The sequence below is a fragment of the Bradyrhizobium sp. NBAIM01 genome (assembly GCF_020194115.1).
In the GTDB taxonomy this organism is placed as follows: Bacteria; Pseudomonadota; Alphaproteobacteria; order Rhizobiales; family Xanthobacteraceae; genus Bradyrhizobium; species Bradyrhizobium yuanmingense.
This window is the reverse complement of record NZ_JADYVU010000008.1, coordinates 326,531-340,745: the sequence shown is the minus strand read 5'-3', so window position 1 is coordinate 340,745 and position 14,215 is coordinate 326,531. Positions and strand designations below refer to the sequence as shown.

Sequence of the window (14,215 nt, the reverse complement as noted above, 5' to 3'; positions counted from 1 at the left end):
TCGGGAGCGCGGCAGTTCAGCGTAGCCCGCATGGAGCGAAGCGAATGCGGGACCGCTCGCGCGACACGGCAGGTCCCGGATTACGCTTCGCTCCATCCGGGCTACGGGGAGATGACTACGGTGCCGGGATCGACAGCAGGCTGGAAATGCCGCGCCCCCGGATGTCGTAGACGCGGGCGAACACCACGTCGTCGCGCTTGATCTCGACCATGACCGGGGCGGTGAGGCCCTTGCAGTAGAACTCGCCGAGCGTCATGGCGAAATCGGCCGCGTTGGAATCCCAGCCGATGGTGAAGTCGGGCCCGAGCGCCACCTGGGCCGGGCGCTGCGGACCGCACACCGCCACCTTCCATTTGCGGTTGCCGGGCGGCACTTCCTGGCGCTCGACGAGCTGCTCGCGCAATCCGTCGGAGGCCTGCTTCAAGGCGAGGCCCCAATAGTCCAGCATGAAGCGGTCGTCGGCGCCGCGCACGGTGCCGGCAATGTGGTTGAAGTGCGTGTATTGATAGGGGTGCAGCCGGATCATCTCGGCGAGCGACAGCGCAAGGCCGAAGCAGAAGGTGGCGAGCACGACCGGCTGCCAGGTGCGGTGATTGGCCCGCAGGCGCTCCATGGTCCAGGCGAAGGCGACGCCGCCGAGCACCGCCATCGGCGGGATCACGAAGACGAAATGGCGGATGCCGTTGTAGAGCGCCGGGCGCTTCACCATCGCGATCGCGAGCGGCAGGGTAGCAGCCAGCGTCAGCATCAGGAGGATGGTCTTGCGGCGTGCCGGAACCTCGCGCCGCGGCAGCATGGCGAAGGTGCTGACGATCGCACCGCCCATCAGAACCAGCATCACCTCGGGCAGCTGCAGGGCGAACAGCGTCGGCAGATACGACCAGGGCATGTCGGGCACCGACACGATCGCACCGTCGAACATCTCCTTCCATGGCTTCTCGAAGAAATGCGAGAAGTAGGTCAGCGCCGCCAAGGGATTGCCGGGCTCCATGATCGACCACGGCCAGATCAGGCCCATCACGAGGTAGCCGAGCACGAGGCCTGGCAGCAACACATAGACGACATGGGCGAAGCGGCGAACGGATTCGCGCGGACCTTCGGTGCGCAATTCCTCCAGGAACAGCGGCACGAAGCCGACCACGGCGTAGACCAGCGCGAGTCCGCCGAGAACACGGCAGCCGAGCGAAAGGCCGGCCCCCAAGCCGACGATCAGGATCGTGCGCGGCGATGGCTGCGGATATTCCTCGGCGAGCCGGACGAGGCCGAGCATCAGGACGACCATGGCGACCGCGAAGGGTGCATCCTTCGGGTTCATGAACATGTGGCCGTAAAAGGTCGGGCAGAGCGCAAGCAGGAGGAGGGAAGCCAGACCGGCAAGCGGTCCGCCGATGCGGCGGCCGAGCCGCCATGTCACGGCAAGCCCGATTACGCCGACGATGGCGCCGACCAGACGGCGGGTCTCGAACAGCTCGAGCGGAATGACCTTGTGCAGCAGGGCCGCGACCATGTCGAAGCCGCCGCCATACATGTAGAGATTGGCGAAGGAGAGCGCCGCGGTGTCCTTGAAGCCGGAACCGAACATGCGCAGCAGCAGGTCGGCATATTCGGCGTGGGTGTAGTCGTCCCAGCCGAGCCCGTAGTCGCGGAAGGTCAAGCCTGCAATGACGGCGACCGCGGCCAGCACCAGCATGGCGAGATCGTCGCAAGTCCGTTCGATCGAGCGCCGCTGAGGCGTGTCGATCGCCGAAGTCGTGATGGATGTCATGGCTATCGGTGCCCCGGAATCCCCTTTTGGCCCTGCTGGCGCGCGCGGGCCTCAACCCCGGACTCCCTATAGCGCAGTTCCATTACCAAGTAATTGGGCATTATGGCTAAATTCCTGATGCGACGCAGCAATTCCGGTTGGCACCCATTCAGATGACTTTGCGAGCAGCTTTAGCAGTAGCGAGCCCCGGCTGAAGGGAATGTGAATAAGTCCCTGATTTCCTTCCCTTTAGGAACACTGCCCAGAATTGGCCGTTGGCGTGGAACAGCGTATGACGGTATCGTGGCGTAGCGGTTCTCGCGCGTGATGCGCGGCCGGGGGTGAGTTCGATGAATTTGGCATTGCTGATCGTGGGGATTTGCGCCGTGCTGGCGGGTCTCCTCGCGGTGATTTTCGGCATGACGATCAGGGAATTCAGCCTCGGTGGGACTCTCATAGTCTCCGGCACCATTGGCGTCTGCTCCGGAATGTTACTGGTCGGCCTGCATCTGGTGCTGCTCGAGCTCAGGGGCATCGCACGCCGGCTGGCCGGTGCGGTCGCGCCATCCGAGGTTCGGGTCAGGCCCGCGCTGCCGGGCCTCGCTGCGCCTGGCGTAGTCGCGCCCGAGCCGGTGCCCGCTGCGGCGGTGAGAGCCGAGCCGGCGCCGCCGCCACCGCCCGCAAGTCCGCCGCCGTGGCAGAGCGAAGCTGCAGCGCGCGAGCGGCCGCGTGCGGAGGCACCGCAGCAGGAGCCGGAAGCCCCGACACCGCCTCCCGCTCCGGAAGCGTCGCGCCGGCGCAACCTGCTGTTCGCCTCGACCTCGCGCAAGGAGCGCGAGCGCGCGGAAGCAAAATCCACTGAAACTGCCCCGCCGTCTAAGGAGCCCAGCGAGGCCCCGAACCTTTCGCCCCCTGCGAGCTTCGACGTCGCCTGGCCGAAGCCGGACCGTGCGCGCCCGCCGGAGCCGCCGGCCGACCAACGCCGTCCGCCGCCGCCGCCGCGCTCGCCGTCGACCTTGGCGGAGACCGCTCCTGCGCCGGCGCCCGAGCCGCCGCCGCCCCTGGAGCCCCCGCCGGTGACGGTGCTCAAGTCCGGCGTCGTCGATGGCATGGCCTATTCGCTCTATTCCGATGGCTCCATCGAGGCGCAGATGCCGGAGGGCATGATGCGCTTTGCCTCGATCGACGAGCTCCGTGCCCATCTCGACCAGCGCGGTTGAAGCGACCGCGCGCTCAAGTAGACGGGCGCCTTTCACCAGTAATCAGTGCCTCGCCGTCAGTCATCGTGTTTCAGCCGAATGTATTCTTGACAGGGAATACTTCGGTGTCGTCAATCCTGTTGGCCACAAGCGGACAAGGGAGGGCGCATGTCGGATGCGGGGGCGAAGAATTTCATCGAGCTGACCGCGAGCATCGTGTCGGCCTATCTCAGCAACAATCCGACGCCGGCGGCCGAGATTCCGAACCTGATCAGTCAGGTGCATGGCGCCTTGGTGCGGGTCTCGTCAGGCCGCACCGAGACCGCGCCGCTGGAGCCGGCCAAGCCCGCCGTCTCGCTCAAGAAGTCGATCGCGCCCGATTATCTCGTGTGCCTCGAAGACGGCAAGCGCTTCAAGTCGCTGAAGCGCCATCTGCGCACGCAGTACAACATGACGCCGGAGCAGTACCGCGAGAAGTGGGGCTTGCCGGCCGACTATCCCATGGTCGCCCCAAACTATGCGGTGGCGCGCTCGCAATTGGCCAAGCAGATGGGGCTGGGGCAGCAGCAGCGGAAGCGGAAGTAGTCCGGGTCTTGTAGGGTGGGCAAAGGCGCAAAGCGCCGTGCCCACGAGTTTTCATTATACACAGGAGGTGGGCACGCTCCGCTTTGCCCACCCTACGAGAGCATCTTACGACGCTTCCGCGAGCGCCTCTCTCGCATCGGTCTTGATGCGCTCGACCATCGAGCGCAGGCCATTGGAGCGCTGCGGCGTCAGATGATCGCGAAAGCCGAACTCGTTGAACACGGCGATCGCGTCGGTATTGAGGATCTCCCGCGGCGTGCGGCCCGAATACAGCGCGAGCACGATCGCGACCAGCCCGCGCACGATATGGGCGTCACTGTCGCCGCGATATTTCAGGACCGGCTCGCCATTGCTGCGATCGACCGTCTTCTGCAGCCAGACCTGGCTGACGCAGCCCTGCACCTTGTTCTCGGCCGAGTGTTCCGCCTCCGGCATCGGTTCCAGAGTGCGGCCGAGCTCGATGACGTACCGGTAGCGGTCGTCCCACTCGTCCAGAAGTTCGAAATTATCCCTGATTTCGTCGATCGTCGTCATATCGGCCCGCAGTTCCCGCTTACCGCCAATATAGAGACGCGAAGCCCTGAAATCGATAGGGCCTGGACGCTTAATTCGCCGGCCCCGGTCCGCGCCATTCGAGCGCAAGGTCGTCCTGGGTCAGGGTGTCGCGCGGCGCCTCGCTCGCTGCAAAATCGCCTTCGCCGGCCAGCGCGATCGAGCCGGTATGGTCGGGCGCCTTCTTGCTGTCGGTCTTGCTGCCGTCGTTCCTGCCGCCGTCGTTCTTGTCGTTGGTGATCTGCTCCTTCTTGTCGTTGATGATCTGATAGAGCTTCTTCGCGCCGTCCTGGGCGCGCTGGCCGATGATGGTCGCGGCCTGGCCGCCGACCTCGCAGGCCGCCGGCTGGCGCTTGCAGAACTGGGTCACGTCGGAAACGGCCGCGGTCGCGGCTTGCACCGCATCGGCGGCGCCGATCTGCGGCAGCTTGTCCGATTCGGGCGTCTTGTCCCGCGGCAGGAGCACCAGCACCAGCCCGAGCCAGAATGTGATGCGGAGCAGAAAGCGCATCTTATCGACCTGTCCGTTAGACTCCGCCCGCGGCGATCTCCCCGCGGATGTCGGACCTAGCGATCCTCGATAAATCGCAAGTGATTGCCTTGAGCTTAATTCGCGGAAAATTGACGCAAGATTCTTCGGGAGCGACGTTCCGGTAAATTTTCGATTGACGCCCGTACCCATGGTTCTGCCGGCCGCCCCGCATCCACCAATTCGAAACCATGCGGAGCAGGGTGAAACCCCGCGTTCACCATTCGCAGCGAAGACGTCGCCAAATCGTCTAAAAAGCTCCGCGATAACGCGGTGTCCGGCCACACGCTGTGCCGCCTTAGCACTCGTTTAAGGTCGCTCTGACACGGTGGCTCAACGACAAGGAGGCGTTCCGGCGCGTCTTCCAAGAGACGATTGAGCCGAAGCGCGAGACCCGTGACAGTTTTGAGTATCATCCGCGATTGTCTCGATGCACTGCTGCATCCCTCCGCGCGCTACGATGCGCTGATGCGCGCGCGCCATCGCGCCTTCATGGCACCGCGGCTGCTCGGCAGCCTTGCCGCCTTCGCTGCATTTCCGGTCTATCTCGCCATGCGCGGCGCGCCGAGCGCGATCGAGGTCGCGGCCTTTGCCTGGCTGATCGCGCCGATCATGTTGTCCTGGTTCCTGTCGCGCACCGGCCGTTACGAGGGCGCACACGTGCTGTCGTCGCTGGCGCTCGCCGGCCTGATCATGGCCGTCGCAATCACGACGGGCGGCATCGAATCCTTCGCCGCGGTCTGGCTGATCGTGGTTCCGCTCGAAGCTGCGCTGTCGGCCTCGCGCCGCGTCGCGGCGTTCGCCTCCCTGCTCGCGCTGTCCTGCGCCGGAATGCTGATCCTGGTCAGCCAGCTCGGCTGGTTGCCGGTGGTTGAGCCGAGTGCCGCCGAGCGCGGCGTGCTGATGGCTTTCGGGGTCACGTCTGCCACTCTTTATGCCGCCGGCCTCGCCTTCGGCGCGGAATCGCTCGCGCGCACCAGCGTCGCGCTGTTGTCGCGCGAGGAGGAGCGTTACCGCCTGCTGGCGCGCAACATGAGCGATGTCATCTCGCGGCATCAGCGCAACGGTGCGGTGCAATTCATCTCGCCGGCGGTGGAGGCCATGCTCGGAGCGCAGGTGGCGCAACTGCTCGGCCACGGCCTGTTCGACCGTGTCCATGTCGCCGATCGGCCGGCCTATCTCACGGCACTGTCCGACGCGGCGCGCGGCGAGGTGCGCAGCGTCGAGTTCAGGCTGCGGCGCGAGCCCGCCGACGAGCGCGGCCAGGTCGATTTCATCTGGGTCGAGATGCGCTGCCGTCCGCTCGATCAGGACAGCGCGCGTGACGTCACGTGCGAAGCCGAAGTGATCGCGGTGATGCGCGACGTCACCGACCGCAAGCTTTTCGAGCAGGCGCTGGACCAGGCGCGCAGCGCCGCCGAGGCGGCCGATGCCGCCAAGACGCGCTTCCTCGCCACCATGAGCCACGAGCTGCGCACGCCGCTCAACGCCATCATCGGCTTCTCCGAGATGATTGCGCAGGAGCAGGCCTTGATGCTGGGTGCGGCCCAGCGCAAGGAATACGCCCAGCTGATCAACGATTCCGGCCAGCACCTGCTGTCGGTCGTCAACGGCATCCTGGACATGTCGAAGATGGAATCTGGCAATTTCGAGATCGCGTCCGAGCCGTTCGCGCCGCGCGCTTCGCTATTGCATTGCTGCAATCTGCTGGCGCTGAAGGCGCGGGAGAACGGCATCGACCTGATCACCGACGCGCCGCAGGACCTGCCCGTCATGACTGGCGATCCCAGGGCCTTCAAGCAGATCGTGCTCAACCTCGTCGCCAACGCCATCAAGTTCACCGAGCGCGGCGGTCAGGTCTGCGTATCGGCCGCGGTGTCCGGCTCGCAGCTGACGCTGCGCATCAGCGACACCGGCGTCGGCATCGCGCCCGACGATCTCAAGCGCATCGGCGCGCCGTTCTTCCAGGCCGGCACGACCTATCAGCGCCGGCACGAGGGTACCGGCCTTGGACTTTCGATCGTGAAGAGTCTCGTAGCGTTGCATCTCGGCGAATTGACGGTACAAAGCAGGTTGGGCGAGGGCACGGCGGTCACCGTCAAGCTGCCGCTCGTCTACACGCCGCCGCAAACCAAGCCGGCCGAGCGCAAGATTGCGACGCTGACGCCGGCGCTGCGCCAGGATCTTCAAGGTCAGGATATTCAAGACCAAGCTCACGACCAGTCTCAGGACCAACCCGCTCTGGTGAAGAAAAGTGCCTAAGAAGTCTGCCAAGGACGAAGCCGCTCCGCGCCGCCGTGGTGCCAAAGCTGCGGTTGTCGACGTCGAGACCGAGCGCAACCTCGTCATGCGCGTGCTGCTGCACAGCCCCAAGGACACGCTGGCCGGCCTCGTCGCCGTCGCCGCGATCGCCGCGATCGTTGCCAATGCGCTGTTCCTCCAGACCGGCCGGCATCCCGCGCCGATGTTCGGCACGGTGATCAATCTTCCCGCGCCGTCGTCCGTGCCGCTGTCGAATCCCATGCCGCGTCCGCGCCCCGTCGGCGCCGATACCTCGCCGCTCGAGCCGCGCGCGACCGAGTTCCGTGTCGAGCCTAAGCCTGCCGAGCCCAAGCCCGCCGAGCGTGCTGCCGAAAAGCCGGTCGAGGCGACCGCCTCGACGCGCTCGAACGATCCGATGACCAATCTGGTCAAGGCGACCACCTCGACGCCGCCCGCGGCCCTGCGTCCGCCGGCGCCGATCCCGGCGCAAAGCCCGGCCGCACGCCGCATCGCCGGCGTGCAGCGCGCGCTGTCCGAATACGGCTACGGCAATTTGAAGATCACGGGCAGCATGAGCGCCGAGACCCAGACCGCAATCCAGAAGTTCGAGCGCGAGCACAAGATGCAGGTCACCGGCCAGGTCTCGGACCGGCTGCTGCGCGAGCTCGCCGCTGCGATCGGCCGCCCGGTCGAATAGCCGCACGTCGAGTGTCGTTGACGCAGGTCAATTGCCGGCGCCGGCACGATGGACCGGATCCGATACGATCGCGATTTGAGTGGGATCAATGACGGCCGGCGGCCGCAGGAACAAGATGGCTCATCTCATCAAGGAAGAGAGGTCGTCATGTTCAAGGTCTCGATTCTCGTCTGGATCATGCTCGGCACGACGCTGGCGGGCATCAGCCTCATCGTGGTGCTCATGGTCCCGAGTTTTGCCGCCGACGCCATCAGGAACATCCCCTATGCCGTGGCGGTAGGATTTGCACTCGCTATGCCGCTGTCATACTTCATCGCAACGCAGATTCGCGGTGGTCAGGACGGCACGCGCAAGGCGTGAGACGTAAAGCTGGCGTGAGGCCTCGCACTGGCCTATCGTCGAATTCATGCGTTTGAAATCCAATATTTGGGTGGCGGCTTACTTGCGCCGGTGCCAGACCGAGGGCGTGTTCGGCGCTGTGCGGCGTCGCGGTGCCGAGGAGGCGGGCGCGGTGTTCGTGAAGGTGTCGCTGCTCGACGGCCATGCGATGCTGTATGCGCCGGCGCCGCAGACCGTCTATGACGACGGCCGGCCGGTCGACCGCTTTTTCGTCCCTGTCGCGCCGCAGCCTCTGCCGGATCACACGATCGAGGAGCGGCTGACCAAGGAAATCCGCTTCGATCCGGATGCCTGGATCGTCGAGACCGAGGATCGCGCGGGCCGGCATTTTCTGGAATTGGCCAAGGCGTAGCCTCAACCGTCATTGCTCGCGATGACGGGGTTGGAGTTCGTTGCGTGCCTCACCGCTGCCGCTCGCTGAGGCGGCGTAAGCAAATCAGCGATCCGACGGATTAGTCCCCGTCCGCACCGCCGGGCTCGAGCCGGGCTGCACGCCCGGCCGCGTCTGGCTCGCGCCGGCGCGTGCGCGCTGGCGCTCCCCGTCATGCAGCGAGGACTGATACTTCGCGCGGGTGACCGCGAGCGTCGAGCCGCGCCAGGCCGCCAGCATCACCAGCGCCGATCGCTCGGCGAGACGGTCATAGAGCCGCGACAGGCGGTACACGGCGTTCACGGACGTTCCGATCTCCGGCTTGAAGAACAAGAGAATGCGCTGGAACACCGGGCTCGGCATGTCGAGCCCGCGTGCGGCAACGGCAAGCGCCTCGCCGCCGGCATCGTCGACGATCTGGGCTGCGACGCGCGAGGGCAGGATCAGGCTGTCGCCGAGCTCGAAGGTGAAGCTTTCGATATCGCCCGCGATCGCCGCCATCTCCAGGATCTGGATCGCGCGCTTGGCGCGCACGGTCGGAATACGGGGGGCGGCTTTCAGCGGGGTCTGCGCCAGATTGTGCAGGATCAGCGCGCGCTCGGAGGCGCCGGCGCGGAAGAACATGTCGTGGATCTCGGCCGCCTCTTTCGGCTGCATCGCCAAGTTGGCGGCCATGCGTTGCTCGGCCTCGGTCGGCACGCGCGCCGGAGCGGACGCGCGCGGCGGGGCGGGGATCTCCCGGGCCAGTGGAACCCTGCGGCCTTCCTGGGTGGCGACCAGGCCGAGCTTCTGCAGGATCGGGACGGGCGTCTGCGGATAGACCGCGAGGCGGGCCTTGACGGCCGCGCGCGTCGCATCGTCGACCTGGTCGATCAGCCGCGTGGCGAGCTCGACGAATTGCCGCTGCTCGTCGTCGCTGTGGGTGCTCGTCTGGACATAGAGGTCGGTCAGCACGCGCAGCAGCGTCGGACGGACATCGACACCTTCGCGACGGGACAGGGTCATCAGCCCGTCGAATCCGGGAAACAGCGACTTGGTCATGGAGGCGTACGCAACTCGGGAAAGATACTTGGGGGCGAGCCTAGCGCAGCTTCGTTTAAAGCCTCGTTAAGGAAAACGAGGCGTGAAGCCGGCCCTGCAATTTGAGGCGTTGTCGTGCCGCAACGGGACGGCGCGGCGCGGTCCGTGCGGCTACGGTTGAAGCGGCCCGTTTACACCCCGTTAACCATGAGCTGATCTTAATGAATGCATGTTGCTGGGGCGCGTTCGGTCGCGCGGCAATTGAAGAGAGCTGACATGGGGACCATCATCGAATTTCCGGCCGGTCGCCGGGTGGGCTCGTCCGGGGATGTCGCTCCGCGCGCGGACATGGGAACGGTTCTGATCCTTCCCGTGATTCGAATCGAGCGCGAGGCGGACGAAACCAGCGGCGATCGCGGACCGGAGCAGGGCACAGCGCCGGGGCGCCGTCGTCGCCGCCGCTGACATCCGGCTTCATGCAATGCCGGACGTCATCCGCCAGATCCGGCCTGTCCTATCGGCCGTCCTGCTCACGCTGCTGGGCGCCTCGCTCGCGGCGTGTAGCGGCGGCGACTTCGGCCGCACCCGCGAGAGCATGCGCAGCGACGACATGCATCGCTGGCTCGGTGCGGAGGTCACCTCCAGCGTCGGCCTGAGACCATCGCAATTCCAGCTCACCGACGAAGAGCGCCAGCTTCGCGATCTCGCCTATCCCATGATCGAGCCGCCGCTGTCGCGCCCCGCATGGAAGAGCGTGTTCGGCGACTACAAGGCGCTGCCCTCGCCGTGGCGGCAGAAGGTCGTGTTCGACCGCACCATGTACGGGCGCACCCTGATCGACGAGCCGCACCGCTCGCATTCCTCGCGCTATGCGCAGCTGATCGAGGACGTGCGCAACGACATCACCCGCTTCGAGCCGTTCTTCGCATCCGCGATCCGCGTCATCGATCTCGACAGGAAGCGCGATGCCAGCATGGCGCGGGTCTCCGCGCTGTCGCCGAGGGAGAGGGACGACGCGGTCGCGCGCATGCAGGAGAACTCGCTGATCATCCAGTGGGTGCAGCAATGCCTGGAGCAGCGCATCTCGTCCTATCGCTGGGCGCTGGAGCGCCTGGTGATCCAGGCCCCCGACGGCATGGCCGCCGATGCCGATCGCCTGATCGGCGAGTTCGCCGCCCAGACCGCCAATCCGCCGGTCCAGGGGCACCCGCCCTATGGTCGCGCGGTGGTCTCGAAGGGCTAAGCACGAGTCCTCAGCCCTTTGAGCGCGGCCGCCCCGCGGCCGATCGGCCCGATTCCCCGGGCCGCCTGACCGGTTCCACGGGAGTGCGTCGCCTGTGGCCGCCCGACCTGTCGAGGTCTCCGGGAACCGCATTGATGGCCCTTGTCCTTCCGCGCAGGCCGGATAGGATCGCCTCGTTTCTTCGAATTCATTTTATCCAAAGGTCCTTCGAGATGAGCTTAAACGCCGCGCATCCGCGCAAGAGCCGTCTGGACATTTCCTCGCGCCGCCTGTTGGCAGTTGCCATTCTGCTCGGATCGACTGGCTCCGCAGCCGCGCTGACCAAGGAAGCAGCGCTCGAGAATTGCCGGATGAGCGTCGGCAAGCCGATCGTGCAGGCCTGCATGCGCGCTGGCGGCGCCAATCTCGAAGCTTGCCGCGCCAAGGCCTCGCCCCAGGTCAGGGCCTGCGTAATGGCGGCGCTGAACGCCGCCAATGGCCGCGCCAATGTCGCCGTCGAGCTTCCCAAGGAAACGGCGCCAAAGCTTGAGGCAGGCACGGCACTGCCGAAGGATTTCGTCGCCCCGCCGCGCAGCATCTCCGACATCACGGCGATCCTCGACGGCGACAAGCCCAACGAGAAGATGATCGCGGAATTGAAGTCGGAGGCCGACGCCGTGCCCACGGGCAAGGAGTCCCGCCAGGACCTCGCGCAGCTCTATTTCGATCGCGCCAATGCACGCGCGCAGCTCGGCCGGCTCGCCGAAGCGATGGCTGACGCCGACAAGGCCGTGGAGGTCGGGCGCGGCGCAGTCGGCCCGAATTTGCTGGGGCGCATGTTGCAGCTCCAGTCCCTGCAACACTCGCTCGCGGGCGATCCGAAGCGCGCGCTCGAGATCATGCAGAGACTTTTGCGCGAATCGGCCAGCATGCCGGGCGCCAAGGGATTTCAGTTCGTGACAAACCGCGGGATCGCGGTCGTTCTCATCCAGATGGGCGACCTCGCACAGGCCGAAGCCTATCTCCGCCGCACCCAGACCGCGATCCAGGAGGCCCGCACCAGCGGCCATCCCAATTGGCGTGCGGCCTATGCGAAGTTCGGCCAGAGCTGGGAAGGCGAGCTGGAGCTCACTCGCGCCGCGATCTTCGAGGCACGCGGACAGTTCGCCGATGCCGAGGCCGCCTATCGCACCGCCGAGCTGCGCAAGCGCGCAAGCACGAAGGCCATCATGGCGTCGGACAGTGCGCCGGCCGAGACCCTTCTGCTGCAGGCGATCGATGGCACCGTGTTGAGCCAGGCGCGCATGAAGGCGAAGCAGGGCAAGCTGGCCGAGGCCGAGGTGGATGCGCGCCGCGCGCTGCTGTCGCGCCTGAAGGATACCGGCAAGTACAATCCGGTCACGCCGCGCTTCGTCATGGGGCTGGCGGGCATTTTGGTCGACCAGGGCCGCTACGAAGAGGCCGAGAAGCTCGGCCGTGTCGCCCTCGACATCAACAAGACGGTGGGTGTGCCCGAGGATTCGCAGGCGACGGTGCAGTTGCTGTCGCAGCTTGCGGGCATCCTGACGCTTCGCCGCCAGAACGCCGAAGCGGGCGAAATGTTTGCGAGGATAGAAAAGGCCGTCGCCGGCTGGGACCCGCAGCGCCGCCAGGTGTTCGAGCTCAATCCCTCTCGCATCCTGTCCCTCTATGATTCCGAGCAGCTGGACGCCGGCATTGCCGCCGCGGAGCAGCTCGTGAAGAGGCAGATCGCGCGGGTGGGGGAGAATCATTTCGACGCCGCCTCGGCACGCGGCACGCTGGCGGTCGGATTGATGCGCGCCCGCCGCGATGCCGACGCGATCAGGGAGTTCAAGGCCGCCATTCCGGTGATGATGGCGAGCGCCAACGATAACGCCGACGACGAGAACACGACCGTGGTGGCCGCGCGCAGCCAGCGGCTGCAGACCATCGTCGAGAGCTATCTGCTGCTGCTCGGCAGGGTGGAAGGAGGCGGCACCAATGTCGGCGAAGAGACATTCAGCCTGGCCGATGCCGTCCGCGGCCGCTCGGTGCAGCAGGCGCTGGCTGCCTCGAGTGCGCGTGCGGCGGCAAAGGATCCCGCGCTCGCCGAGCTCGTGCGGAAAGAGCAGGATCTGAGCAAGCAGGTCAACGCCCAGCTCGGTACGCTTAACAACGTGCTCGCGCTTCCCGCAGCGGAACGCGACGAGAAAGGCGTGCAGCAGATACAGGCCTCGATCGCAGCGTTGCGCGGCCAGCGCGACAAGGCGCGCCAGGAGATCAAGCAGAAATTCCCGATCTATGCCGATCTCGTCTCGCCCAGGCCGCCGAGCGTCGCCGAGATCCGCGCGACGCTGACCGACGGCGAGGCCATGCTGTCGTTCTATTTCGGCCAGAACGGCAGCTTCGTCTGGGCCGTGCCGAAGTCGGGGCCGGTGGCATTCGCCGCCGTCCAGGCCAGGATCGGCGACATCGAGAGCAAGATACGCAAGCTGCGTGAAGCGCTCGAGCCGCAGGCCGCGATGATCTCGGACATTCCGCCCTTCGATCTCAAGCTCGGCCATGAGTTGTACGAGCTGCTGCTCAAGCCGGTCGAGAGCGGCTGGAAGCCGGCCAAGAACCTGATCGTTGTCACCAACGGTGCGCTGGGCCTGCTGCCGCTCGCCTTGTTGCCGACGGCACCGGCGGAGGTGGCCGCCGACGAAGACCCGCTCTTCGTCGGTTATCGCAACGTGCCGTGGCTGGCGCGAACCCATGCCGTGTCGACGGTGCCGTCGGCGGCGGCGCTGCGCACGCTGCGGCAGTTGCCGCCCGGCAAGCCCGGCCGCGGCGACCTCGTCGCGTTCGGCGATCCCTATTTCAACAGCGATCAGCACGCCGAGGCGGAAGGCACAGGTGAGAAGATTCAGCTGGCCGATGCCGGCGGCAACATCACGCGCGGCGGGCCGCTGAAGCGGCGCAACAGTCCCAAGCTCGACGGCGTCGATAGCGCCGAACTCGGTCTGTTGCCCCGTTTGCCCGACACCGCGGACGAGTTGAAGTCGATCGCGCTGGCCTTGCAGGCGGATCCCTCGAAGGTGCTGTTCCTCGGCAAGAGCGCGACCGAGAGCGCGGTGAAGACGATGAACCTCTCCGGCTTCAGGATCCTGGCCTTTGCGACCCACGGTCTGGTCCCGGGCGAACTCAACGGACTGACGCAGCCGGCACTCGCTCTGTCGTCGCCGGTGGTGACGGGCGAGGATGGCGACGGACTGCTGACGATGGAAGAGATTCTCGGTCTCAAGCTCGATGCGGAATGGGTCGTGCTGTCTGCCTGCAATACCGGCGCCGGCGCAGGCGCAGGGGCCGAGGCGGCCTCCGGGCTGGGCCGCGCGTTCTTCTACGCCGGCACGCGCGCCCTGCTGGTGACGAACTGGTCGGTGCACTCCCAGTCGGCGCGGCAATTGGTGACGGACCTGTTCAAGCGACAGGCCGACGATCCCAAGCTGTCGCGCAGCGAAGCGCTGCGCCAGGCGACGATGGCTCTTGTCGATGGTCCCGGCTATCTCAACAGCGAGGGCAAGACCGAGTTTGCCTATGCGCATCCGCTGTTCTGGGCGCCTTACACGATCATCGGCGATGGCGGCTTGCGTTGAC

13 protein-coding genes are annotated in these 14,215 nt (G+C 66.2%); 9 read left to right on the top strand and 4 right to left on the bottom strand.

Annotated elements, in window-relative coordinates; genetic code table 11:
• Positions 1–115: 115 nt before the first annotated feature.
• On the bottom strand, positions 116–1,765 hold the full coding sequence (locus I6F31_RS25665; RefSeq protein WP_074447486.1) for a glycosyltransferase family 39 protein: 1,650 nt from the start codon (positions 1,763–1,765) through the stop codon (positions 116–118).
• A 329-nt stretch (positions 1,766–2,094) separates the two neighbouring features.
• Between I6F31_RS25665 and I6F31_RS25660 the strand changes: the two genes are divergently transcribed.
• Positions 2,095–2,964: a DUF308 domain-containing protein gene (locus I6F31_RS25660; protein WP_225186308.1), complete on the top strand. Its 870-nt coding sequence runs from the start codon at positions 2,095–2,097 to the stop codon at positions 2,962–2,964.
• Positions 2,965–3,111: 147 nt separating this feature from the next.
• Positions 3,112–3,528, top strand: a complete 417-nt coding sequence (locus I6F31_RS25655) for a MucR family transcriptional regulator (protein WP_036005917.1) — start codon at positions 3,112–3,114, stop codon at positions 3,526–3,528.
• Between the two features lie 105 nt (positions 3,529–3,633).
• On the opposite strand, the gene I6F31_RS25650 is transcribed toward I6F31_RS25655, so the two are convergent.
• Together I6F31_RS25650 and I6F31_RS25645 are read right to left on the bottom strand one after the other, a co-directional pair.
• Positions 3,634–4,062, bottom strand: a complete 429-nt coding sequence (locus I6F31_RS25650) for a SufE family protein (protein WP_225146018.1) — start codon at positions 4,060–4,062, stop codon at positions 3,634–3,636.
• Positions 4,063–4,132: 70 nt separating this feature from the next.
• Positions 4,133–4,591: a DUF5330 domain-containing protein gene (locus I6F31_RS25645; RefSeq protein ID WP_036023185.1), complete on the bottom strand. Its 459-nt coding sequence runs from the start codon at positions 4,589–4,591 to the stop codon at positions 4,133–4,135.
• 414 nt (positions 4,592–5,005) lie between these two features.
• Between I6F31_RS25645 and I6F31_RS25640 the strand changes: the two genes are divergently transcribed.
• The 4 genes from I6F31_RS25640 (at position 5,006) to I6F31_RS25625 (ending at position 8,319) form a co-directional block, all read left to right on the top strand.
• On the top strand, positions 5,006–6,871 hold the full coding sequence (locus I6F31_RS25640) for an ATP-binding protein (RefSeq protein WP_225186307.1): 1,866 nt from the start codon (positions 5,006–5,008) through the stop codon (positions 6,869–6,871).
• Complete coding sequence (locus I6F31_RS25635) at positions 6,864–7,568, top strand: peptidoglycan-binding domain-containing protein (RefSeq protein WP_225186306.1); 705 nt, start codon at positions 6,864–6,866, stop codon at positions 7,566–7,568. The genes I6F31_RS25640 and I6F31_RS25635 overlap by 8 nt, the downstream gene beginning before the upstream one ends.
• 147 nt (positions 7,569–7,715) lie before the next feature.
• Entirely contained in the window at positions 7,716–7,928 is a 213-nt protein-coding gene (locus I6F31_RS25630) for a hypothetical protein (RefSeq protein WP_024339804.1), read from the top strand.
• Between the two features lie 46 nt (positions 7,929–7,974).
• The gene (locus I6F31_RS25625) at positions 7,975–8,319 is read left to right on the top strand and encodes a DUF1491 family protein (RefSeq protein ID WP_036005907.1); all 345 of its coding nucleotides are present in this window, start codon (positions 7,975–7,977) and stop codon (positions 8,317–8,319) included.
• Between the two features lie 84 nt (positions 8,320–8,403).
• On the opposite strand, the gene I6F31_RS25620 is transcribed toward I6F31_RS25625, so the two are convergent.
• Positions 8,404–9,378, bottom strand: a complete 975-nt coding sequence (locus I6F31_RS25620) for a DUF2336 domain-containing protein (protein WP_225186305.1) — start codon at positions 9,376–9,378, stop codon at positions 8,404–8,406.
• Between the two features lie 255 nt (positions 9,379–9,633).
• Here I6F31_RS25620 and I6F31_RS25615 point away from each other — a divergent pair, with 255 nt between their 5' ends.
• The 3 genes from I6F31_RS25615 (at position 9,634) to I6F31_RS25605 (ending at position 14,214) form a co-directional block, all read left to right on the top strand.
• Positions 9,634–9,822, top strand: a complete 189-nt coding sequence (locus I6F31_RS25615; protein WP_036005903.1) for a hypothetical protein — start codon at positions 9,634–9,636, stop codon at positions 9,820–9,822.
• Between the two features lie 16 nt (positions 9,823–9,838).
• Positions 9,839–10,600, top strand: a complete 762-nt coding sequence (locus I6F31_RS25610) for a hypothetical protein (protein ID WP_225186304.1) — start codon at positions 9,839–9,841, stop codon at positions 10,598–10,600.
• Between the two features lie 212 nt (positions 10,601–10,812).
• Positions 10,813–14,214 carry a CHAT domain-containing protein gene (locus tag I6F31_RS25605; RefSeq protein ID WP_225186303.1) on the top strand — a complete coding sequence of 1,134 codons (3,402 nt, stop codon included), beginning with the start codon at positions 10,813–10,815 and terminating at the stop codon, positions 14,212–14,214.
• The last annotated feature ends 1 nt before the right edge of the window (position 14,215 follow it).